Origin of the sequence: Pseudomonas sp. Irchel s3a18 (assembly GCF_900187535.1) — a bacterium.
GTDB lineage: Bacteria > Pseudomonadota > Gammaproteobacteria > Pseudomonadales > Pseudomonadaceae > Aquipseudomonas.
Window position 1 is genome coordinate 360,749 of sequence record NZ_FYDV01000004.1, and the last position, 21,071, is coordinate 381,819.

Annotated in this window: 20 protein-coding genes and 1 pseudogene; 13 read left to right on the top strand and 8 right to left on the bottom strand. The window is 62.4% G+C overall.

Annotated elements, in window-relative coordinates:
- Nucleotides 1-99 precede the first annotated feature (99 nt).
- From pbpC to CKW29_RS08825, 5 genes are all read left to right on the top strand, one after another.
- Complete coding sequence (gene pbpC, locus CKW29_RS08805) at nucleotides 100-2,505, top strand: peptidoglycan glycosyltransferase PbpC (protein WP_256584848.1); 2,406 nt, start codon at nucleotides 100-102, stop codon at nucleotides 2,503-2,505.
- Between the two features lie 68 nt (nucleotides 2,506-2,573).
- Complete coding sequence (locus CKW29_RS08810; RefSeq protein ID WP_095144833.1) at nucleotides 2,574-2,876, top strand: MazG-like family protein; 303 nt, start codon at nucleotides 2,574-2,576, stop codon at nucleotides 2,874-2,876.
- Entirely contained in the window at nucleotides 2,876-3,625 is a 750-nt protein-coding gene (locus tag CKW29_RS08815; RefSeq protein ID WP_095144834.1) for a methyltransferase, read from the top strand. The genes CKW29_RS08810 and CKW29_RS08815 overlap by 1 nt, the downstream gene beginning before the upstream one ends.
- Nucleotides 3,626-3,648: 23 nt before the next feature.
- Nucleotides 3,649-4,269 (top strand): DUF4136 domain-containing protein, encoded by a 621-nt coding sequence (locus tag CKW29_RS08820; RefSeq protein WP_095144835.1) that lies wholly within the window; start codon nucleotides 3,649-3,651, stop codon nucleotides 4,267-4,269.
- A gap of 40 nt (nucleotides 4,270-4,309) precedes the next feature.
- Nucleotides 4,310-4,867 carry a DUF4136 domain-containing protein gene (locus CKW29_RS08825; protein ID WP_095144836.1) on the top strand — a complete coding sequence of 186 codons (558 nt, stop codon included), beginning with the start codon at nucleotides 4,310-4,312 and terminating at the stop codon, nucleotides 4,865-4,867.
- Nucleotides 4,868-5,062: 195 nt separating this feature from the next.
- On the opposite strand, the pseudogene CKW29_RS08830 reads toward CKW29_RS08825, so the two are convergent.
- A pseudogene (locus CKW29_RS08830) lies at nucleotides 5,063-5,356 on the bottom strand (Flp pilus assembly protein CpaB); the annotation flags it as partial.
- Nucleotides 5,357-6,113: 757 nt separating this feature from the next.
- On the opposite strand from CKW29_RS08830, the gene CKW29_RS08840 reads away from it, so the two are divergent.
- Entirely contained in the window at nucleotides 6,114-6,563 is a 450-nt protein-coding gene (locus tag CKW29_RS08840; RefSeq protein ID WP_095144837.1) for a DMT family transporter, read from the top strand.
- Here CKW29_RS08840 and CKW29_RS08845 read toward each other — a convergent pair.
- Both CKW29_RS08845 and CKW29_RS08850 read right to left on the bottom strand, forming a co-directional pair.
- Nucleotides 6,547-7,419, bottom strand: coding sequence for a MaoC/PaaZ C-terminal domain-containing protein (locus tag CKW29_RS08845; protein WP_095144838.1), 873 nt, complete (start codon nucleotides 7,417-7,419; stop codon nucleotides 6,547-6,549). The genes CKW29_RS08840 and CKW29_RS08845 overlap by 17 nt on opposite strands.
- Nucleotides 7,420-7,421: 2 nt before the next feature.
- Nucleotides 7,422-8,774, bottom strand: a complete 1,353-nt coding sequence (locus CKW29_RS08850) for a 3-oxoacyl-ACP reductase (RefSeq protein WP_095144839.1) — start codon at nucleotides 8,772-8,774, stop codon at nucleotides 7,422-7,424.
- Nucleotides 8,775-8,892: 118 nt separating this feature from the next.
- Between CKW29_RS08850 and CKW29_RS08855 the strand changes: the two genes are divergently transcribed.
- The 3 genes from CKW29_RS08855 to CKW29_RS08865 all read left to right on the top strand — a co-directional run bounded on the left by CKW29_RS08855 (nucleotide 8,893) and on the right by CKW29_RS08865 (nucleotide 12,756).
- Nucleotides 8,893-10,170, top strand: coding sequence for an acetyl-CoA C-acetyltransferase (locus CKW29_RS08855; RefSeq protein WP_095144840.1), 1,278 nt, complete (start codon nucleotides 8,893-8,895; stop codon nucleotides 10,168-10,170).
- 355 nt (nucleotides 10,171-10,525) lie between these two features.
- Nucleotides 10,526-11,419 carry a PA4780 family RIO1-like protein kinase gene (locus CKW29_RS08860; RefSeq protein ID WP_095144841.1) on the top strand — a complete coding sequence of 298 codons (894 nt, stop codon included), beginning with the start codon at nucleotides 10,526-10,528 and terminating at the stop codon, nucleotides 11,417-11,419.
- A gap of 101 nt (nucleotides 11,420-11,520) precedes the next feature.
- Complete coding sequence (locus CKW29_RS08865) at nucleotides 11,521-12,756, top strand: MFS transporter (RefSeq protein WP_256577037.1); 1,236 nt, start codon at nucleotides 11,521-11,523, stop codon at nucleotides 12,754-12,756.
- Here the strand turns inward: CKW29_RS08865 and cueR are convergent.
- The 3 genes from cueR to CKW29_RS08880 form a co-directional block, all read right to left on the bottom strand.
- Complete coding sequence (gene cueR, locus CKW29_RS08870) at nucleotides 12,710-13,123, bottom strand: Cu(I)-responsive transcriptional regulator (protein ID WP_095144843.1); 414 nt, start codon at nucleotides 13,121-13,123, stop codon at nucleotides 12,710-12,712. The two genes, CKW29_RS08865 and cueR, sit on opposite strands and share 47 nt — an antisense overlap.
- Nucleotides 13,120-15,516 carry a heavy metal translocating P-type ATPase gene (locus CKW29_RS08875; RefSeq protein ID WP_095148288.1) on the bottom strand — a complete coding sequence of 799 codons (2,397 nt, stop codon included), beginning with the start codon at nucleotides 15,514-15,516 and terminating at the stop codon, nucleotides 13,120-13,122. The genes cueR and CKW29_RS08875 overlap by 4 nt, the downstream gene beginning before the upstream one ends.
- Nucleotides 15,517-15,640: 124 nt before the next feature.
- Nucleotides 15,641-16,018: a hypothetical protein gene (locus CKW29_RS08880; protein ID WP_095144845.1), complete on the bottom strand. Its 378-nt coding sequence runs from the start codon at nucleotides 16,016-16,018 to the stop codon at nucleotides 15,641-15,643.
- 146 nt (nucleotides 16,019-16,164) lie between these two features.
- Between CKW29_RS08880 and CKW29_RS08885 the strand changes: the two genes are divergently transcribed.
- Entirely contained in the window at nucleotides 16,165-16,362 is a 198-nt protein-coding gene (locus CKW29_RS08885) for a heavy-metal-associated domain-containing protein (protein ID WP_095078263.1), read from the top strand.
- 93 nt (nucleotides 16,363-16,455) lie between these two features.
- Entirely contained in the window at nucleotides 16,456-17,649 is a 1,194-nt protein-coding gene (locus tag CKW29_RS08890) for a multidrug effflux MFS transporter (RefSeq protein ID WP_095148289.1), read from the top strand.
- A 1-nt stretch (nucleotide 17,650) separates the two neighbouring features.
- Here the strand turns inward: CKW29_RS08890 and CKW29_RS25775 are convergent, their stop codons facing one another.
- The gene (locus tag CKW29_RS25775) at nucleotides 17,651-17,821 is read right to left on the bottom strand and encodes a hypothetical protein (RefSeq protein ID WP_172736416.1); all 171 of its coding nucleotides are present in this window, start codon (nucleotides 17,819-17,821) and stop codon (nucleotides 17,651-17,653) included.
- Between the two features lie 135 nt (nucleotides 17,822-17,956).
- Nucleotides 17,957-18,970, bottom strand: a complete 1,014-nt coding sequence (locus tag CKW29_RS08895; RefSeq protein ID WP_095148290.1) for a zinc-binding alcohol dehydrogenase family protein — start codon at nucleotides 18,968-18,970, stop codon at nucleotides 17,957-17,959.
- 117 nt (nucleotides 18,971-19,087) lie between these two features.
- Between CKW29_RS08895 and CKW29_RS08900 the strand changes: the two genes are divergently transcribed.
- Nucleotides 19,088-20,011, top strand: a complete 924-nt coding sequence (locus tag CKW29_RS08900; protein WP_095148291.1) for a LysR family transcriptional regulator — start codon at nucleotides 19,088-19,090, stop codon at nucleotides 20,009-20,011.
- 325 nt (nucleotides 20,012-20,336) lie between these two features.
- A complete protein-coding gene (locus CKW29_RS08905) occupies nucleotides 20,337-21,071 on the top strand; it encodes a helix-turn-helix transcriptional regulator (protein WP_095144849.1) in 735 nt (244 codons plus the stop codon).

Sequence of the window (21,071 nt, forward strand, 5' to 3'; positions counted from 1 at the left end):
GCGTTGCCAGCGCTGAACCTTTGGCCGTTGCGTGCAGGCTGGAGTTCCCTTGAGGCCTAGAGGTTTGCGGTGTTGAATGTGCGGATGATAACGCAGCACATGCGTTCCCTGTGGGCGCGGGCTTGCCAGCGAAGGGCGCGACGGGGTGTACCAGGCAGGGCGCGTTCGCCGGCCAGCAGGCTTCTGCGGGTTGGCCGTTGGGTTGTGGGCGGGGCGTTGCTGGTGGTTGCGCTGCTCTGGCTGGCCGACCGGATCTGGCCGCTGCCCTTGCCCGGGGACGATCTGGCGCGGGTGGTGCTGGCCGAAGACGGCACGCCGTTGTGGCGCTTCGCCGATGCCAATGGCGTATGGCGCTATCCGGTCGACACGTCGCAGGTTTCACCCTACTACCTCGACGCACTGCTGACCTATGAAGATCGCTGGTTCTATCAACACCCGGGGGTCAATCCCCTGGCGCTGGGCCGAGCCGCGTGGCAAAACCTTTTCGGCGGGCGGGTGTTGTCCGGTGGCAGCACCTTGTCGATGCAGGTGGCGCGTCTGCTGGATCCTCATTCGCGAACGCTGGCGGGCAAGTTGCGTCAGCTGTGGCGGACCGGGCAGCTGGAGTGGCACTTGACCAAGGACCAGATTCTCACCCTGTACCTCAACCGCGCCCCATTCGGCGGTACGCTGCAAGGGGTGGCGGCGGCGAGCTGGGCGTATCTGGGCAAGTCGCCGCTGCACCTGACCCAGGCCGAAGCCGCGCTACTGGCAGTGTTACCACAGGCGCCGAGCCGCTTGCGCCCGGACCGTCACCCGGCGCGTGCGCAAGCCGCGCGCGACAAGGTGTTGCGCAGGCTCGCGGCGTACCGGGTGTGGCCGCAGACGGCGGTCGATGAGGCCCTGGAAGAACCCTTGTTGCTGGCGCCACGCCTGGAGCCGAGCCTGGCGCCGCTGTTGGCGCGGCGGTTGAACCGCCCGGACAGCCCGCCGCTGATTCGCACCACCCTCGACGCCAACCTGCAGCGGCGGCTTGAAGACTTGTTGCTGGGCTGGCGCGCGCGGTTGCCGGAGCACACCTCGGCGGCGATTCTGGTGGTCGAGGCAGAAACCATGGCCGTGCGTGCCTACCTGGGATCGGTGGACATCAACGACACCCGACGCTTTGGCCATGTCGACATGATCAGTGCCATGCGCTCTCCCGGCTCGACCCTCAAGCCTTTCCTCTATGGGATGGCGTTGGACGCCGGGCTGATCCATTCCGAGTCCTTGTTGCAGGACGTGCCACGACGTTATGGCGACTATCGACCAGGCAATTTCTCCATGGGGTTCAGTGGTCCGGTGCCGGCCAGCAGCGCGCTGTCGACTTCACTGAACCTGCCCGCGGTGCAGTTGCTGGAAGCTTATGGGCCGAAACGCTTTGCCGCCGAAATGCGCATGGGCGGCATGCCCTTGGCCCTGCCGCCGCTGGCCGAGCCGAACCTGTCGTTGATCCTTGGCGGTGCCGGCAGTCGCCTGGAGGACCTGGTCAGTGGCTACAGCGCATTCGCCCGTGGCGGCAAGAGCGCCACTGTCCGATTGCAGCCTGACGAGCAACTGCGCGAACGACCGCTGCTGTCGCCGGGCTCGGCGTGGATTGTGCGGCGGATTCTCAGTGGCCAGGCCCGCCCCGACCGTGACCCGCGTGCCGAGTTGGTGCAGCGTCCGCTGCTGGCCTGGAAAACCGGTACCAGCTACGGCTTTCGCGATGCCTGGGCCATCGGCGTCGGCCCGCGTTACCTGATCGGCATCTGGATCGGGCGCCCGGACGGCACGCCGGTACCAGGGCAGTTTGGCCTAGCCTCGGCGGCCCCATTGATGTTGCAAGTGCATGACGTACTGATCAACCGTGACAGCCAGCGCGGTATCAGCGCACCGGTACAGGCGGTGCCCGCGAATGTCGGGGTCGCGGCGATCTGTTGGCCGCTGGGCCAGCCGATGAGCCGCAGTGACCCGAACTGCCGACGCCAGCGCTTCGCCTGGACGCTGGACGGCACCACGCCACCGACCTTGCAGGCCCTGGACCAGCCCTTGGGCGTGGGCCTGGTGGAAAAGATCTGGGTCAATGGCAAAGGGCTGCGGGTCGACAGCAAATGCCCGGGCGCCGTGGCGCGGGATATCGCCTTGTGGCCGGCACCGCTGGAGCCTTGGCTGCCACGCATCGAACGCCGTGAAGCACGTGTGCCGGCCAATGATCCGGATTGCCCGGGACCGGTACTGGCGGCGTCTTCACCGCTGTCGATTGTCGGCGTGCGCGACGGTGATCAGGTGCGCCGGCCCGCGGCCAGCCGGGAGCGGCTGCGGTTGAAGTTATCGGCACTGGGTGGCACTGGGCGGCGTTGGTGGTTTGTCAACGGTACCCCATTGGGCGACAGCGCCAATCAGGACAGCATCAATGCCACCTTTGAACAGCTGGGGCGCGTCGAATTGAGCGTGCTGGACGAGGGTGGGCAGACCGCGCGGGTCGAGTTCAGCGTGGTCGATTGACCCGCCGATTGACCGAGCTTGCCTTCATCGGCCATCCGCCCGAAGCTATACACCTTCAGGAGAGCCCGATGAACCTTGTTGAACTGACCGAACGCCTGCACAGCATCCGCGACCGCAATGACTGGCGGCAATTTCACAGCCCGAAAAACCTGGCCATGGCCGCCAGTGTGGAAATGGCCGAACTGGTGGAAATCTTCCAGTGGCTGAGCGAGGACCAGTCGCGGCAACTGCCGCCGGAAAAGCTCGCCCATGCCGGTCAGGAAGTCGGTGATATCGTTCTTTATCTACTGCTGTTGTGCAGCGAACTGGGGTTGGACCTGGAACAGGTCGTGCGCAGCAAACTGGCGGACAGCGAACGGAGGTTCAGCTGATGAGCGACCGTCATTTCGATCAGTTGGCGACCCGTTTCGCCGAAAAAATCTACGGTGGGGCCAAAGGTGCGATCCGCCTGGCAGTGCTGCAAGCTGACCTGGCCGAGATCCTGCCGGATCGTCCATTACGGGTGCTGGATATCGGAGCGGGCTTGGGCCACATGTCGTTGTGGCTGGCCGAACGCGGCCATCAGGTCACCCTGGCCGAGCCTGCCGAACCCATGCTGAGTGGCGCGCGCCAGCGATTCGCCGACGCCGGGCAAACCGCAACCTTCATCCAGGCGCCATGGCAGGAACTGTTGGGGCAACTGACAGAGCCTTATGACCTGGTGCTGTGCCATGCGGTACTGGAGTGGCTGGCTGAGCCTCACGCGATTCTGCCCGTGCTGCATCAGCTGACCACTCAGGACGGCTGGTTGTCGCTGGCGTTCTACAACCGCGATGCCTTGATTTACCGCAACTTGCTCAAGGGCCATTTCCGCAAGATGCGCAAGAACGACATGGCGGGGGAGAAGCAAAGCCTGACCCCGCAAATGCCCCTGGATCCACGGGAGTTGGCGACGCAACTGCAAGGCTTGTGGACGGTCGAAACCCAGAGCGGTGTGCGGGTTTTCCATGACTACATGCCGGTGGAGTTCCAGGCCCGCGCCGAACTGATCGACCTGCTGGAAATGGAACTGGCCCACCGTCGTCATCCGACGTTCGCCGGGCTCGGGCGTTACCTGCACTGGATCTGTCGTCCGGCCTGAAGCCGGCACCTGTGGAGAGCACCATGAAACGCCATCCGGGATTGATCCTGCTGTGCCTGGGGCTTGCCGCCTGCCAGGGCAGCAATCCGTATGTCGCCAGCTCCAACCCGTTACCACCGGCCCCGCCGCAAGCCGCCAAGACCTTTGACCGCAGCGCCTATCCGGCCGCGCCTCGAGATTATGCCCGTTACCGCAGCTGGGCCTGGCTCGACGGCCAGTTGCCCAGCGGTTCGACCTGGGCTGACTCGGCGCAGATCGCCGAGTTGGTCAGCAATGCGCTGGACCAACGGGGCTTGCGTCCGTTGCATGACAACAGGGCGGCTGATCTGTGGGTCAGCGCCGAGTTGCAACAGGAAACCCGGCTGCAACAGGTGCAGGATGACTACGGGTATGGCGCCTACGGTGGCTACAACCGCTACGGTGGCGGCTATGGCAGCGGTTACGGCATGTACAACACCGTCCCCATTGTGCGGACCTACAATGTGCAAATGCTGGTGGTCAGGGTAAACCTGTACGACGCCCAAACCGGGCAACTGGTCTGGAGCACCAGCGCCGAGACCGGCCTCGACGACAGCGAAACCCAGCGCGCGAAATCATTGAGAGAGGCTGTAGAAAAGGCGGTAGCGGCGTATCCTCCCGGTTAATGATACGCATTTGGTTGCGTGTCCGAACCGGAGAAAAATCATGTTTCGCCGCCTCGCTTTACTGGCCTGTGTCGTGCTGCTCAGTGCTTGCCAGTCCAACCAGATCAATCACGACTATGACGCCAGCCGCGACTTCAGCGCCTATCGCAGCTGGACCTGGAAAGAGCCTGCCCTGCAATACCGTCCCGATGATCCGCGGATTAAAAGTGACCTCACTGAGCAACGCATTCGCCAGTCCGTGGCCGATCAGCTCGACCAGCGTGGCCTGCGTCCTGCCGCCGGCGGCAGCAAGGGGGATCTCAATGTGCAGACTTACCTGATCGTCGAGGAGCGTCAGCAACAGGTCACCACCAACTACGGCGGCGCCTGGGGCAATCCCTGGAACGGCTACTATGGCGCGCCGATGTACAACGAAACCCGCAATGTGACCTACAAGGTCGCCACCCTGCAGATCGACCTGCTCGACGGCAAGGACGGCAAGCTGGTCTGGCGCGGCAGTGACGAGCAGATGCTCAGCAGTTCGCCGAATCCCACTGATCGCAGCAATGCGATTCGCGAGACTGCCCGACGGATCCTGAGCAACTACCCACCGAAGTAAGCCCGGGGTCAAAGGCCGACCCAAGGTGAGGCCGGCTATCCGTGATCGGTGCTGGCAAGTTGCCGGCGCCGGCTGCGAGCCTTGACTACACTTCGAGCACTACTGGAGGTAGCGCTTGGCCGTGTGCCGGCAACGGAGTGCTCGATGTCTCCACGTTCGCGGTTTTGCGGTCCGGCCCGACAGGGTGGGGCGATTGGATTGATCGCCGCGTTTCAAACTGCCAGCAGGAGTGCTACGAAGTTTTTCCAGGGCTACATCGACGGCCGTCAACGGGATGAATGGCGGCACATCACGCACCACCACCGGTTGGCGAGTCTGGTCTTCGGCATTCGCGATGGTTTTTTCAATCACGGTGGGGGGCGCAAGAGGCGGAACAACCGATTCTGCAATCGGAGCCGGTTGCCGGCTCAAGACCAGTCCCCAGTATCCGACAATGATGGCTGCGACAAACAAGAGTCCAGCCAGCCCCATGGTGACACGACTGTTCATGACGGCTCTCCCTTTCCTGCTGCATCATCGGCTCGTGACACTCGACGAGATAACTTCGCAATCAGGCAGCTATGAACAGGCAACGATTTGGCTATTTGCAGGTAGCGCAGCTAATCCAAAATGCCATTACTGAACTTGAAAATCCCCCCCGAAAGATGAGGTCCCTGTAAAGCTAAGTTATTTTGGCGTCTACGGCCGGGTTACTACTTTGTGATTAGTTGGTTCTTACAGTTGCTGGAGAGGGCTTTGTTGACAATGCTCCGGTGGCACAGAGGAATCATGTCGTAGTTCCGTTCATTCGTGCCTTTGGCGCAAGGAGAAGCCTGATGACCTTTCACTTGTTGGTACTCAAAACCCGTCAGCTTTTCGATCGGACCGAAGGCGCATCAGCGATTGAGTACGCTATTGTTGCTGCATGGTCGCCACGTTGGTGGTGTTGTTTATCTCACCGATCGGCACTGAAGTTTTCAATATATTCAACGAGTTTCACGCCATTCTCAACTTGGTATTAACAACTTATATACAAGGGTGGAGACCCTGCCTAACGGCTAATACCAAGGGTGTGGTTTCTGATCGGGGCTTGTGGAAAATTCCTTTAAATCAAGAGGGGCGTGTTTCTACTGGTTTGCGGGGTGGGTAAAAACTTAAGTGATATATATACAATTAACCATGTAGGGCCGAGCCGGACTAAACGGTGCCTACACGTCGGGGGTCGAGTGCGTATACTGCATCCCCAATCGATTCCCTGGAGAACAACATGCCGGCTCCCGTCTGGTGGTTACTGTGTCTGCCGTTTGTTGCCGGTGCGTTTTTACCGCTGCAAGCCGGTATCAATGGGCAACTGGCCAAACAGGTCTCCAGTGTGCTGGCCGCCGCGTTGATTTCGTTTTTTGTCGGCACTATGGCGCTGTTGCTGCTGGTGATGATCCAGCGTGAAGCGCCGACATTGGCGGCGCTCAAGAGCTTGACCTGGTGGCACTGGAGCGGCGGTTTGCTGGGGGCTTTTTTCATCACCACCGCGGCCTTCGCCGGACCGCGGATCGGTGCGATGCTGTTCATGGCGCTGGTATTGGCCGGGCAACTGGGCATGGCCCTGGCGCTGGATCATTTCGGTTGGGCGGGGTTTCGCGAGGCCCCCGTCAGCGCCGGCAAGATCGCCGGCCTGGTGTTGATTCTGGTCGGTGTTTTTCTCATTCGGCGCGGCTAGGCAGGGCTATCGGCCGCCAAGTGCCGAGCATGTGCTCAAGTTCCCCGGCACCGATCAATTTCAGCTCGCCATGGGCATCCGCAGCGCTGGCCAGCAAGACGACCTCGCTGGGTAGTCGCACGGGCTTTTTGAACTGTACTGCGATCTCATAAGCCGAGCCAGGCAGGTGGCCGCTCAGTGCGGCCAGTGTGCGCGCCTTGATCCACAACCCGTGGGCGATGGCACGGGGGAATCCGAACAGCCTGGCGCTGGCGGTGCTCAGGTGTATCGGGTTGTAGTCCCCCGAGACCTTGGCGTACTGGCGGCCGATCTCGCCGGGAGCCCACCAGCGGGTCACTTCGCTCATGGGCGCAGTGGCATCCGCTGCTGGCTCGATGGCTTCGCTGGCCAACTTCACCCCTTTGCAAAGCATCTGGCTTTCGGCTTCCCAGAGCAGCCCCAGCGCGTCATCCACGCGAGTGATCAAGTCGAACGTTGCGCCCTTGGCGTGGGGTTGCAGGTTTTGTACTCGGACACTGACACACACCCGGCTGACACCGCCCAAGGGCCGCAGCACACGGATACGATTGGCCAGGTGCACCAGCCCCAGCAGCGGGAACGGGAACGCCTTGTCAGTGAGTAACTGCAGTTGCAAGCCGAACGCCAGTACTTGGGGGTAGGTTGGAGGCAGCAGGCCGCTTTCGGGAAAACCGCAGACTTTACGGTAGGCCGCCAAGTGACCGGCATCGACGCTGAGCCAGCAGCGCACGCCCACATCAGGCAACGCGGTACCGGTGATTTTGCGGCGCGTCGCTGCCCGCCAATAGAGCGCCGACCAGTGGGGGGCGCTGTTCAATAATTGCCAGTCCGTCGCCATGATCAAGCCCCCAGTACGCTTTGCCCACACACCCGTAGCGCTTGCCCGCTGACGGCGCCACTGCCCGGTTGGGCGAGCCAGGCCACGGCTTCGGCGACGTCCTGTGGCAGTCCGCCTTGCCCCAGTGAACTCATGCGTCGTCCGGCTTCGCGCAGGGCGAAGGGAATGTGCGCGGTCATTTGGGTTTCGATAAAGCCGGGCGCCACGGCATTGATGCTGATCCCACGCGCTCCCAGCAGCGGAGCCCAGGCCTGTGCCAGCCCGATCAGCCCAGCCTTGCTTGCGGCATAGTTGGTTTGCCCGCGGTTGCCGGCAATGCCGCTGATCGATGCCAGCAGGATCACCCGTGCGTTATCGCGCAGGGTGCCGCTGTCGAGCAGCGCCTTGGTCAGCACTTGCGGTGCATTGAGATTGACCGCGAGCACCGCGTCCCAGAACTCCGGCGTCAGGTTGGCCAGGGTTTTGTCGCGGGTGATGCCGGCGTTGTGTACCAGGATGTCGATGCCTTCGGGCAGTTGCTCGACCAACCGGGTGGCGGCGTCTTCAGCGCAGATATCCAGGGCAATGCTGTTGCCGCCCAGGCGTGCGGCGAGGGCGTCGAGGTCGGCTCTGGCCGAGGGCACGTCCAGCAGCACCACATCGGCCCCGTCGCGGGCCAGGGTCTCGGCAATCGATGCGCCAATGCCGCGAGCGGCACCGGTCACCAATGCCTTGCGTCCCGCCAGCGGCCGGGTCCAGTCCTGTACCTGTGTCGCACAGGGGTCGAGTCGCACGACCTGACCTGAGACATAGGCGGATTTGGGCGAGAGGAAAAACCGCAGCGCGCCTTCGAGTTGTTCTTCAGCGCCGTCGCCGACATACAGCAACTGCAGGGTGCCGCCGCTGCGCAGCTCCTTGGCCAGCGAGCGGCTGAAGCCTTCCAGTGCACGTTGGGCGCTGGCGGCAAACGGGTCGACCAGAGTCTCGGGAGCCCGGCCGAGAATCACCAGGTGCGCGCAGTGATCGAGATTTTTCATCAGTGGCTGGAAGAATTCGCGCAGTGCGTTGAGTTGCCCGGTGTGCAGCAGGTCACTGGCATCGAACACCACGGCCTTGAGCCTGGGCCCGTGGCCTGGAATCCAGGCCTGGGCTACCAGCGGTTCCGCTCCGTAGCCGTAGATTTGCTCGGTGAGTTTGCTGGCCAGTGCGCCGACCCTCTGTGCCAGCGGGCCGCCGCCGATCAGCAACGCACCCTCGACCGGCCTGAGACGACCGGCTTCCCATCGCTCCAGTCGAACCGGCGACGGCAGGCCCAGGGCACCGACTACACGGTGGCCGAGGGACGAGTTGGCGAAGTCGATATAGCGGTCTGACATGGAACACGCTCCGGCAGCAGGGGTTCAACGTGTGGACCCTGCCTGGTGATCAGTCGTTCGATCCACGAGATAAGGCCTACGCTTGTGGGGTGTGGCTTTCACAGAATAGGAGCTTTTCATGACTCAGTTGCGCCGCGTGGCAATCATTGGTGGTAACCGCATTCCGTTTGCCCGCTCCAACGGCCCCTACGCCACCGCCAGCAACCAGGCGATGCTGACCGCCGCGCTCGAAGGCCTGATCGAGCGTTACAACCTGCACGGGTTGCGCTTGGGGGAGGTGGTGGCGGGGGCGGTGCTGAAGTTGTCGCGGGACATGAACCTGACTCGCGAGTGCGTGCTTGGCTCACGGCTGTCAGCGATGACGCCGGCCTACGACATCCAGCAAGCCTGCGGCACAGGCTTGGAGGCGGCGTTGCTGGTGGCGAACAAGATTGCCCTGGGACAGATCGACTGCGGCATTGCCGGCGGCGTCGATACCACGTCGGATGCACCGATCAGCGTCAGCGAAGGCCTGCGCAGGATTCTGCTGCAGGCCAACCGCGGGAAAACCACGGGCGACAAGCTGAAAGCCTTCCTGCAATTGCGTCCCCGGCATTTGATCCCCGAGTTTCCGCGCAACGGTGAGCCGCGCACCGGTTTGTCCATGGGCCAGCACTGCGAGTTGATGGCACAGACCTGGGGCATTGCGCGCGCCGAGCAGGATCAACTGGCCCTTGAGAGTCATCAGAAACTGGCTGCAGCCTACGCTGAGGGCTGGCACAAGGATTTGCTGACGCCATTTCTGGGCCTGACCCGCGACAACAACCTGCGCCCGGACGTGACCCTGGAAAAACTGGCCGCATTGAATCCGGCTTTCGAAAAAAGCGCCAAGGGCACCCTGACCGCGGGCAATTCGACACCGCTGACTGACGGCGCCTCTGTGGTGCTGTTGGCCAGTGAACAATGGGCGCAAGCGCGCGGCTTGCCGATCCTCGCGTATTGGCGCGACGGTGAAGCGGCGGCGGTGGATTTCGTCAACGGCGCCGAAGGGCTGTTGATGGCGCCGGTCTACGCGGTGCCACGGTTGCTGGCACGTAATGGCCTGAGCTTGCAGGACTTCGACTACTACGAAATCCATGAGGCCTTCGCCGCACAAGTGCTCTGTACCTTGAAGGCCTGGGAGGATGGGGACTACTGCAAGAGCCGGCTTGGCCTCGATGCGCCCCTGGGCGCCATCGACCGCAGCCGGCTCAATGTCAAAGGCAGCTCCCTGGCGGCCGGGCATCCGTTCGCGGCGACCGGCGGGCGCATTGTCGCCAACCTGGCCAAGCTGCTGGAGGCGGCAGGGCAGGGACGTGGCCTGATTTCGATCTGCGCTGCCGGCGGCCAGGGTGTGACCGCGATTATCGAGCGCTAAGGCCCGTGCCGTTTGGTTGCCCGGTCGGCAGGCGGCTGTGGTTGGCGTCATGTTCGGCCGCAGGCTCAGCCCAACGCCCGGGAGCGTGAAACGGTACCCCATTCGAGAAAAACCCTACGAAGGGTTGGCTGCTGGATCTCCGACTCTGTCGCAAATACCTTCTGAAACGGTGGTCAACAGGCTGCAGAGTCTCGGCTATGATTTCCATCGGCCGACAGGGTTAATCTGATAAATCTGGCACATTGAGTGCATCCACACGGTTCATAGGTCGGCAACCCCTCCCCGCCGTGAGAGGATTGCCGTATAACGAGTGACATTCGCGTGTTTGGTAATAAAGGACCCACAATAAAAGCTGATGAAGACTCCAAAACGCATTGAACCCCTGATCGAGGACGGTCTGGTTGACGAGGTGCTGCGCCCACTCATGAGTGGTAAAGAAGCAGCTGTTTATGTGGTGCGCTGCGGCAATGAGTTGCGTTGCGCCAAGGTCTACAAGGAGGCGAACAAACGAAGTTTTCGTCAGGCGGCCGAGTATCAGGAAGGCCGTAAGGTGCGCAACAGCCGTCAGGCACGCGCCATGGCCAAGGGCTCCAAGTTTGGCCGTAAAGAAACCGAAGATGCCTGGCAGAACGCCGAGGTCGCGGCGTTGTTTCGTCTGGCCAGCGCCGGAGTGCGGGTGCCCAAGCCGTTCGACTTCCTGGAAGGCGTGCTGCTGATGGAACTGGTTGCCGACGAGTACGGCGATGCCGCGCCGCGTCTGAATGACGTGGTGCTGGACGCCGATCAGGCACGCGAGTATCACGCTTTCCTGATTTCTCAGATCGTGCTGATGCTGTGTACCGGTCTGGTGCACGGTGACCTGTCCGAGTTCAACGTGCTGCTGACGCCAAACGGCCCGGTGATCATCGACCTGCCGCAGGCGGTGGATGCAGCCGGTAATAACCACGCCTTCAGCATGCTGGAGCGGGATGTGGGCAACATGGCCTCTTACTTCGGGCGTTTTGCCCCAGAGTTGAAGCGCACCAAGTACGCCAAGGAAATGTGGGCCCTGTATGAAGCAGGTACCCTGCACCCGGGCAGCGTCCTGACCGGTGAGTTCGACGAACCGGAGGAGCTGGCGGACGTCGGCGGTATCATGCGTGAGATCGAGGCCGCGCGGCTGGACGAGGAGCGCCGCCAGGCGGTTCGCGCCGCAGACGATGCACCGCCAAGCAAGACCGAAGAGCCGCCTCCACCGTGGCTGCAGTGATCGGTTGAATCAAGAACCCGGCCTCGGCCGGGTTTTTACTGTGCGCCCGGCGCTCTTCTGCATACTGACGATATTCGAAACACCCACACTCAAGGATGAATGTGAACACTCAGCCCACGCCCCGGCAATCCAGTCGCAATGCCCACCTGATCATCGCTGCGCGCCTGGTCTCGGACTTTGGTGCATTTCTCAACATGGTGGCGCTGGCCACTTACGTCTACCTGCTCAGCAACAGTGCCATGAGCGTCGGAATTTTTCTGGCCAGCCGCGTGGCCGGCGGGATCTTCGCCAGCCTGATCGGTACGACCTTCTACCGCCGCTTCATGGGGCGCTCGCCCCTGGTGGCCTTCGATGTGCTGCGCGCCGGGTTGCTGCTGTTGCTGGTGCTGCTGCCGGTAGCCCAACACGCGCAGCTGTTGCCGCTGATCGCGTTTGGCCTCGGGCTGGGCAACTCGATGTTTGCCATCGGTCTGAACAGCCAACTGCCGAACATGGTCAGTGCCGATCAACTGCTCAAAACCAATGCCTGGCTGACGTCGGCGTCCTCGGGCGCGATGGTTGCCGGCAGTCTGGTATCGGGTTTGTTGGTGGCGGGTGTTGGTTTTGAAGCGGTGTTCGCGTTGAACATTGTCACTTACCTGTTGGCGGCGCTGTTCGTGTTGCCGTTGCGCTTTCCTGTGCCAGAGGTCCGCGTGCAGCCCGAGCGCAACAGCGGTGAGTGGGCGGTTTTGCGCGATGGTTTACGCAGTACGCCGGTGGTTGCCGCGATGCTGGTGCTGTCCATGGCCGACACCCTGGGCAGTGCCGCGCACAACGTCGGCTTTCCGATCATTTCCAGGTTGTTGACGCCCGAGTCGGCCAGCACCACGTTGGGCCTGATGCTGGCGGTATGGGCCTGCGGCAAGTTGATCGGTGCGCGCATCGCCAGTCGCCTGCCAGGCTCGGAGAACGTCAATCTGGAGCGGCGGTTCTTCTTCGGCGTGCTGTTGATGTCCAGCGGCTTCATTCTGATGTTCCAGCAACAGAGCCTCTATGGCTTGCTGCTGTTCGCCCTGCCGGCAGGATTGGGCGACGGCTTTTCCGAGGTTGGCCTGATGTCGCGTCTGCAGCGTGAACCGGACCATCTGCGGTTGCCGATTTTCAGCTTCCTGACCTTGCTGCAGATGACCGGGTTCGGCGTCGGCATGTTGATTGCCGCGCCCTTCTATAACCTGTGGTCACCGGGTGGGGTGGTGGCACTGTTTCACGGGATTCCCCTCGGCACCTTGCTGGTGCTGAGGGGAATGGCACTCAGGGGCGAGAGGGTTCGGCGCAGCAGCCAGAGGCCAGTTCCTTGAGGATCGGGCAGTCGGGGCGGTGATCGCCCTGGCAATGTTCCACCAGGTCCTGCAGGGTGTCGCGCAACTGGCCCAGCTCACGGATTTTCTGGTTCAGCTCATCGATGTGCTGGCGGGCCAGTGCCTTGACGTCGGCGCTGGCGCGTTGGCGGTCTTGCCATAAGGTCAGCAGCTTGCCGACTTCCTCCAGGGAAAACCCCAGGTCGCGTGAACGCTTGATGAATGCCAGGCTGTGCAGGTCGTCATCGCCATAGAGGCGGTAGCCGCTGTCGGTGCGATGGGCCGGTTTGAGCAGGCCGATGGACTCGTAGTAACGAATCATCTTGGCGCTCAGGCCACTGTGCTTGGCGGCTTGGCCGATGTTCATTCAATATCCTCCAGGTCTTTGGGCTTCCAGGTCTTGAGCAGTAGCGCATTGCTCACGACGCTGACGCTGGACAGGGCCATCGCCGCACCCGCCAGCACCGGGTTGAGCAGGCCAAAGGCGGCCAGAGGGATCCCGATCAGGTTGTAGACGAAGGCCCAGAACAGATTCTGGCGGATCTTCGCGTAGGTCTTGCGACTGATTTCCAGCGCCGCCGGTACCAGCCGTGGATCACCGCGCATCAAGGTGATGCCGGCCGCATGCATGGCCACATCGGTGCCGCCACCCATGGCAATGCCGATGTCCGCAGCAGCCAGCGCCGGTGCGTCGTTGATACCGTCGCCGACCATGGCCACCACGCCGGTTTTTTTCAGCTCGGTGACGGTCGAGGCTTTCTCGGCCGGCAACACTTCGGCGTGGACGTTGGTGATCCCTAGCGCTGAAGCGACGACCTTGGCGCTGCCACGATTATCGCCCGTCAGCAGGTGACTGCCGATGTGTTGCGCCTTCAACTCGCCAATCGCCTGCAGAGCACCGGGCTTGAGGGTGTCGCCAAAGGCGAACAGGCCCAGCACCCGTGGCTCGGGGCTTTGTTCGATCAGCCACGACAGGGTCCGGCCCTCGGCTTCCCAGGCGGCGGCCGAGTCAGCCAGCGGGTCGGCACTCAAGCCGCTTTCTTCCAGCAGACGGCGATTGCCCAGTGCCAACCGACGGCTGTCCAGGGTGCCGGCAATGCCACGACCGGTCAGCGACTGGCTGGCGCTGACGTCAGCCACCGGCAAGTCACGCTCGGCGCAGGCGTCCAGCACCGCTTTGGCCAGCGGGTGTTCGCTGCCGCGTTGCAGGGCCCCGGCCTGTTGCAACAGGGTCGCTTCGTTACCCTCGATGGCGCTCAGATGAGCGATGCGCGGGGTGCCGGACGTCAGTGTGCCTGTCTTGTCGAAGACCACCACGCTGACCTCATGGGCCCGCTCCAGGGCTTCGGCGTCCTTGATCAGAATCCCGTGGCGTGCGGCCACTCCCGTACCGGCCATGATCGCGGTCGGCGTGGCCAGGCCCAGTGCGCAAGGGCAGGCGATCACCAACACGGCAACGGCGTTGATCACCGCCGTTTCCAGGGGCGCACCGTACAGCCACCAGCCGACCAGTGTGGCCAGGGCCAGGAGCAAGACCACCGGTACAAACACCTGGCTGACTTTATCCACCAGTTTTTGAATCGGCGCCTTGCCGGCCTGGGCGTCTTCCACCAGGCGAATGATGCGCGCCAGCACAGTTTCAGCACCCAAGGCCTGGGTGCGTACCAGCAGCCGGCCTTCGCCGTTGATGGCGCCACCGGTGACTTTGTCGCCGGGCTGCTTGGGCACGGGAAGGCTTTCGCCGCTGATCAGGGCCTCGTCGGCATGACTCTGGCCTTCGACCACTTCGCCGTCCACCGGGAAGCGCTCGCCGGGTTTGACCAGCACCAGATCACCGAGGCGCAGGGCACTGATGGCGACGTCCTGCTCACGACCGGCCACCACTTGAATCGCCCGCTCCGGGCGCAAGGCTTCCAGGGCGCGGATAGCGCTGGCTGTCTGGCGTTTGGCGCGACTTTCCAGGTACTTGCCCAGCAACACCAGGGCGATCACCACCGCCGAGGCCTCGAAGTACAGATGGGGCATGCTGCCGGCACTGGCCGTGGCCCACAGGTAAATGCTCAAGCCGTAACCGGCGCTGGTGCCCAGGGCCACCAGCAAGTCCATGTTGCCCGCACCAGCCCGCACGGCCTTCCAGGCCGCGACATAGAAGCGTGCGCCGAAAGTGAACTGCACCGGAGTCGCCAGGGCAAACTGCACCCAGGCCGGGAGCATCCAATGCAGGCCAAAGGGTTGCACCAGCATCGGCAATACCAGCGGCAATGCCAGGACAACGGCCAGCAGTACGCTCCAGCGCTCACGGTGCAGGCGCTGTTGCTGATCGTCGCTGGAAGACTGTTCGGCTTGCCAGACGCTGGCGGTGTAGCCGGCCTTGCTGACCGCGCTGATCAACTGCTGCGGATCGACCTGGCCGAGCAACTCCAGGTGGGCACGCTCATTGGCCAGGTTGACGCTGACGCTCTTGACCCCGGCCACCTTGTTCAAGGCGCGTTCGACGCGACCGGCGCACGAGGCGCAGGTCATGCCGCCAATGCTCAGCTCAAGGCTTTGCGCGGGCACGCTGTAACCGGCTTGCTGCACCGCTTCCATGAGCGCCGGCAAGCTGTCCGGGGGCGCTTGGACACGGGCTTGCTCGGTGGCTAGGTTGACGCTGACTGCGCTGGCGCCGGTCACTTTGCTCAACGCGCGCTCCACACGCCCGGCGCAACTGGCGCAGGTCATGCCGGCGATCGGCAGGTCGAAGGTGGTGGAATCGGACATCGGTCTTACTCCCTGTAGAAATGACCTACAGGATCAACCTTGCCATGCTGGCAAGGTCAAGCGCCAATCTTTGACGGGTGCGATCCTTGTCGCCACTGTCGTCCGGCAGCGGCGACAGGGGGGTTCAATAACCGAGCCCGGCCTTTTTCAGGTACACGCCTTGCCCATTCATGGCGATGCGGTATTTCTGGATGTCGCCGGCGCGCAAGGTGATGTTTTGCGAACCGGGGGGTAGCATTCCCGGGTTGCAGCCCGGCATTTGGCCCGGGAGCAGTTTGAGGCGCAGGGAGAAGGTGCCCGGCGGCAAGTTGAACGAGGTGCTCTGTTCCTGGAACAGGCGCGCCGACAATTGATCCTGGATGTACACGCCAATCTCGCACGAGGTCGCGACTTCCAGGCGTTCGCGAGAAATGATCAGCACGCCGTAGTCTTCAGCGTTGGCCGAGGGGGGGGCGGCGAAAAGACCGAGCATGCCAAGTAGGCTGAAAACGGACCAGCGCATGGCTGAATCTCCTGCTGTTAATTCATCGATGACGCAGCTTGGCCGAGCGCGCTGCCGATTGCCAGCCCGGCAGTTCACCGCAGAACTTGACCTTGCCACGGTGGCAAGCTCGAGACTGCCCTCAATCTCATCAAAGGAGCTGCCTCATGCAAGTATTCAACGTTCAAGGTATGTCGTGCGGTCACTGCGTCCGGGCCATTACCCAGGCGCTGCAGGCCAAGGATCCAGCGGCGAGCGTGCGGGTCGACCTGGCGGCGAAAGAGGTTGGGGTCGAGAGTCAGTTGACCGCCGACCAAGTGATCGAACTGATCAGCGAAGAAGGCTACGGGGTCAAGCTGGCCTGAAGGTTTTTGTTAGTTAGCGAGCTATCGGAATGTTCAAGGCGTTCAGGCGCGGCTAGACTGTCGGGCTGCCGACTGACGTAACCTGGACGCCTGATGAACATCCGTACCATTTTGATTCTTGGCGCCCTGAGCGCTTTCGGGCCGCTGGCCATCGATTTCTATCTGCCGGCTTTTCCGGCCATGGCGGCGGCTTTTGGTACGGACGAGAAGCACGTCCAGTTGACGTTGGCGTCCTACTTCCTCGGCCTGTCGATCGGTCAGTTGGCATACGGTCCGGTGGCTGACCGTTTTGGTCGGCGCATTCCATTGCTGGTGGGCGTCGCCTTGTTCACCCTGGCGTCGCTGGTGTGTGCGTTTGCGCCAAGCCTTGAGTGGTTGATCGGCGCACGGTTTGTCCAGGCCCTGGGCGGTTGTGCCGGGATGGTGATTTCCCGCGCGGTGGTCAGCGACAAGTGCGATGCGGTGGGGTCGGCGAAAGTCTTTTCACAGCTGATGCTGGTGATGGGATTGGCACCGATTCTGGCGCCGATGCTGGGCGGGTTGCTGGTCAACCTGCATGGCTGGCAGTCGATCTTTATCGCATTGACCCTGTTCAGCGCATTGTCGGCCCTGGCGGTGGCGCTGGGGTTGCCGGAAAGCTTGCCGGCCAACCAGCCGCGTCAGCCGTTGTCAGGCGCGTTGCGCCAGTACGGTCGGTTGCTTTCGGACAAGGTGTTCCTGGGGCATGCCTTGACCGGTGGCATTGCCATCGCCGGGATGTTTGCCTACATCGCCGGCTCGCCCTTTGTGTTCATCAAATTGTACGGCGTTCCCCCCGAGCATTTCGGCTGGCTGTTCGGCAGCAACGCGGCGGGCTTCATCCTGGTGGCGCAACTTAACGCACGGTTGCTGTCCCGGCGTGGACCGGCCTTTCTGCTGTCGCGTACCGTCTGGATCTACCTGACGGCGGGCCTGGCCTTGCTGGCGGTCTGCTCACTGCATACCGAGCAGTTATGGCCAGTGCTGATTCCACTGTTCATCTGCATCTCCAGCCTGGGCTGCATCATTCCCAATGCGTCGGCCTGTGCCATGAGCGGGCAGGGCGCGCGCGCCGGCAGCGCCTCGGCGATGCTCGGCTGTTTGCAGTTCAGCGTGGCCGCCGGTGCGTCAGCGTTGGTGGTGGTGCTGCACGACGGCACGGCGGTGCCCATGGCGATGGTCATCAGCCTGTGCGGGATTCTGGTGGTGAGCGTTGCGATGCTCACCCGTCGACTGCAACTGGCCCAGGTAGCACAAACCGTGGCGTGAGTCAGCCAGCCGCGCGTTGTTGGTGTTCCGGGAGGCGATGGGGGGCGTGCAATCGGGCCTCAAGGGTCGAGGTAAAGGCGCGGGCTTCTGCTTCAGAGCGGAAGTTCACTGTCTGGTCGTCCAAACGGACTTGCCATTGGGATTTCGCCAGTTCTTTAATCAGGATCTTCATTGCTGACCTCCGTGCTTAATGATTGCACTGCAGAGGTCACGATTGTAGTCCTGAATCCATTCGCCGTTCTGATGTAGATCAACTCTCTGACTGACGGCAAACGACCGCGCCTGGCAGGCGGCGATCGCCTGATTCTCAGAAGCCCTCGAGCACGATCTTGCCCTTGGACGTGCCGCTTTCCAGCAGTGCGTGGGCCCGACGCAGGTTGGCCGCATTGATGGTGCCGAAGTGTTCACCGACGGTGGTTTTCAAGATGCCGGCGTCGATCAGCTCGGCCACCCGGTTCAGCAACTTGTGCTGCTCGAGCATATCGGCGGTTTCGAACAACGAGCGGGTGTACATGAACTCCCAGTGCAGCGACAGGCTCTTGCGCTTGAGCTGGGTGATGTCCAGCGCCTTGGGGTCATCGATCAGCGCGAGTTTGCCTTGCGGGGCCAGGGCTTCGACCAGTTGGGCGAAATGCTGATCCGTCTGGGTCAGGCTGGCCACGTGAGTCACCTGTGGGTGACCGGCACGCTTGAGTTCGTCACTCAGCGGCTGGCTGTGATCAATGACCAGGTCGGCTCCCAGTTCGCTTACCCAATTGCGGGTTTGCGGGCGGGAGGCGGTGCCGATGACGGTCAAGGCGGTGAGCTGGCTGGCCAGTTGGGTCAGGATCGAACCCACGCCACCCGCGGCGCCAACGATCAGCAGGCTTTGCCCCTCATCGGTCTTGCCTTCACGCACCTGCAGGCGTTCAAACAGCAGCTCCCAGGCGGTAATCGCGGTCAACGGCAGGGCCGCCGCTTCGGCAAACCCCAGTGAGCGGGGCATGTGGCCGACAATCCGCTCGTCCACCACATGCAATTGACTGCTGCCACCGGCACGGGCAATGGAGCCGGCGTAGTAGACCTTGTCTCCAGGCTTGAACAGGCTCACTTCGCTGCCAACGGTCCTGACCACGCCGGCCACATCCCAACCCAGCACTTTGGCGGCGCCGCCTTCAGGGCAGACGTTCTGGCGAACCTTGGTGTCCACCGGGTTGACGGAGATGGCCTTGACGTCCACCAGCAAGTCCCGTGGGCCGGCGACGGGTTCTGGTAGTTCGATGTCTTGCAGGGCGTCTGGGTCGCTGATGGGCAGGCAGGTGTAGTAGGCGATGGCTTTCATGGCGTGGAAGGCTCGGTTGTCATGAGATGGCACCGATCATTGGCTATTTCTCTTAAAGATAAAAGCCGCTAAAAGAGTAGTCTCTTTCAATGAATTTTTGATAATGCGGGTGAGTGGATGCTGCGTTTCGATGACTTGCAGGTGTTTGTACGGGCCGCCGACCTGGGCAGCCTGTCAGCGGCAGCGCGCGGCATGGACATGTCGGCGGCAGTGGCCAGCGCGGCGTTGAAACGTATCGAGCAGCAACTGGGGGCGCGGTTGTTGGCGCGATCGACCCGCAGCCTGCGCCTGACGGCCGAGGGCGAGGGATTCCTGGAATATGCCCGCGCGGCGCTGAGCCAGTTGGATGAGGGGCGGCGCTTGCTCGCCAGTGGACAGGATCAGGTCAGCGGTGTCTTGCAGTTGTCGGTCCCCTCTGACTTTGGCCGTAATCTGCTGTTGCCGTGGCTGGACGAGTTCCAGCGCGAGCACCCGAAATTGACGGTGCGCCTGCTATTGGCTGACCGGATTGCCGATCTGTTCCGCCAGCCGGTCGACATTGCCCTGCGTTACGGTGAACCGGAAGACTCAAGCCTGGTGGCATTACCCATCGCCCCGGACAATCGCCGCGTGCTGTGCGCCGCCCCGACCTACCTCGCTCGGTGTGGCGAGCCGTGTCAACTGGAGCAACTGGCGCAGCACAATTGCCTGTTGTACATGCTCGGCAGTCGGGTTCATGACCACTGGAGCTTTCATGACGGCAAGCGGGAAGTGAGCCTGACGGTCAGTGGTGATCGTTTCAGTGATGATGCGGATGTGGTGCGGTTATGGGCGCTCGCCGGTGCCGGAATTGCCTATAAGTCCTGGCTGGATGTCGCCGGTGATGTCTTGGCCGGACGTCTGAAGGTGCTGATGCCGGAGTTGTCGGGCGAACGCGCGCCGCTGAATTTGCTGTGCGCCCATCGCGCTCAATTGAGTAAGCCGGTGAACCTGTTACGAGAAATGCTCAAGGGGCGTTGCGCGCAATTAACCGGTCATTTTTCGACAAGATTTGTCGAGTGACGGTAATCCGCTTCATATAGGGAAATTTCTCGCAGGCGCTATCTCCTTCAACGGTTTCCCGGGGGCAGGAAGCGCCGATCATCGCGCTTATACTAGGCGCCCGCCAGAGTCGGCACTGTTGTCAGCGAACACACCAGGCCGTGCTCGAGTCCCCGGATCCTTCCGCGGTTCGTTAGCGGCGCGATCTCAGGCTTTTGAAGCAGTTTGTCGCATTAGTTGGTTGTTTAACCCGATTTTTGGCGGATATCACGCCTTGGCCGGCGTCACATTACTGGTCAAGATGTCCTCCGAGCAGTAGACAAATGATTCAACAGGGAGTGAATACATGGAACATGCACCTTGCATCAGCCAGATTGCCGCATTGCTGGCCGACCCAAAGCGTAGCGCGATGATGTGGGCCTTGATGGATGGAACTGCACGGCAATCCGAGGAACTGGCGTTGCTGGCAGGCCTATCCCAGTCATCGGCCAACGCCCACCTGGGACGTCTGTTCAGCGGCGGACTGTTGAAAGTCGAGGAGCGAGGGCGAAAGCGGCTCTTCCGGCTGGCCGCTCCCGAGATCGGCGCGGCGGTCCAGGCACTGGCCAGCGCCACCCTGGTCAGCTCGCCAGGCAAGATTGCACCTGTGTTCAAGCGCGCCAGTTCGTTGGCCAGTGTCCAGGCGGCGCCCGCTTCGTTGCTGCGTGCCAGGCTCTGTGAGGAACATTTGGGTGGAACCCTGGCGGCAGACCTGTTCCAGCGCCTGCTCGATGCTGGCTGGATCGAACAGCTGGACAAGCGCGTTACGGTGACCCCAAAGGGCGCCAGGCAGTTGGCGACCCAAGGGGTGTTCATTCAGGCATTGGCGCGTAGCCACTCGCACGTGGCCTGCGCTTGCCCTGACTGGAGCGAGCGTCGGCCACATCTGGGCGGCACGCTGGGTGCAGCACTGTTGCAGCTGTTCATACAGTCTGGCTGGTTGAGTTTGCCCAACGACTCCCGAGCCTTGGTGGTGACGGCGGCAGGTGCGCGTGAGCTCGAGCGGTTCGCCAGAGAAACCGAGTTGGAACTGGCGCTCTAG

What these genes read in the sequence shown, in the direction of transcription:
- CKW29_RS08885 (WP_095078263.1), top strand. Translation starts at nt 16,165, where the DNA reads ATGCAAGTATTCAACGTTCAAGGTATGTCGTGCGGTCACTGCGTCCGG.
- CKW29_RS08880 (WP_095144845.1), bottom strand. Translation starts at nt 16,018, where the DNA reads ATGCGCTGGTCCGTTTTCAGCCTACTTGGCATGCTCGGTCTTTTCGCC.
- CKW29_RS08895 (WP_095148290.1), bottom strand. Translation starts at nt 18,970, where the DNA reads ATGAAAGCCATCGCCTACTACACCTGCCTGCCCATCAGCGACCCAGAC.
- CKW29_RS08820 (WP_095144835.1), top strand. Translation starts at nt 3,649, where the DNA reads ATGAAACGCCATCCGGGATTGATCCTGCTGTGCCTGGGGCTTGCCGCC.
- CKW29_RS08860 (WP_095144841.1), top strand. Translation starts at nt 10,526, where the DNA reads ATGAAGACTCCAAAACGCATTGAACCCCTGATCGAGGACGGTCTGGTT.
- CKW29_RS08905 (WP_095144849.1), top strand. Translation starts at nt 20,337, where the DNA reads ATGGAACATGCACCTTGCATCAGCCAGATTGCCGCATTGCTGGCCGAC.
- CKW29_RS08850 (WP_095144839.1), bottom strand. Translation starts at nt 8,774, where the DNA reads ATGTCAGACCGCTATATCGACTTCGCCAACTCGTCCCTCGGCCACCGT.
- CKW29_RS08875 (WP_095148288.1), bottom strand. Translation starts at nt 15,516, where the DNA reads ATGTCCGATTCCACCACCTTCGACCTGCCGATCGCCGGCATGACCTGC.
- CKW29_RS08900 (WP_095148291.1), top strand. Translation starts at nt 19,088, where the DNA reads ATGCTGCGTTTCGATGACTTGCAGGTGTTTGTACGGGCCGCCGACCTG.
- CKW29_RS08845 (WP_095144838.1), bottom strand. Translation starts at nt 7,419, where the DNA reads ATGGCGACGGACTGGCAATTATTGAACAGCGCCCCCCACTGGTCGGCG.
- pbpC (WP_256584848.1), top strand. Translation starts at nt 100, where the DNA reads ATGCGTTCCCTGTGGGCGCGGGCTTGCCAGCGAAGGGCGCGACGGGGT.
- cueR (WP_095144843.1), bottom strand. Translation starts at nt 13,123, where the DNA reads ATGAACATCGGCCAAGCCGCCAAGCACAGTGGCCTGAGCGCCAAGATG.
- CKW29_RS08890 (WP_095148289.1), top strand. Translation starts at nt 16,456, where the DNA reads ATGAACATCCGTACCATTTTGATTCTTGGCGCCCTGAGCGCTTTCGGG.
- CKW29_RS08825 (WP_095144836.1), top strand. Translation starts at nt 4,310, where the DNA reads ATGTTTCGCCGCCTCGCTTTACTGGCCTGTGTCGTGCTGCTCAGTGCT.
- CKW29_RS08855 (WP_095144840.1), top strand. Translation starts at nt 8,893, where the DNA reads ATGACTCAGTTGCGCCGCGTGGCAATCATTGGTGGTAACCGCATTCCG.
- CKW29_RS25775 (WP_172736416.1), bottom strand. Translation starts at nt 17,821, where the DNA reads ATGAAGATCCTGATTAAAGAACTGGCGAAATCCCAATGGCAAGTCCGT.
- CKW29_RS08840 (WP_095144837.1), top strand. Translation starts at nt 6,114, where the DNA reads ATGCCGGCTCCCGTCTGGTGGTTACTGTGTCTGCCGTTTGTTGCCGGT.
- CKW29_RS08815 (WP_095144834.1), top strand. Translation starts at nt 2,876, where the DNA reads ATGAGCGACCGTCATTTCGATCAGTTGGCGACCCGTTTCGCCGAAAAA.
- CKW29_RS08810 (WP_095144833.1), top strand. Translation starts at nt 2,574, where the DNA reads ATGAACCTTGTTGAACTGACCGAACGCCTGCACAGCATCCGCGACCGC.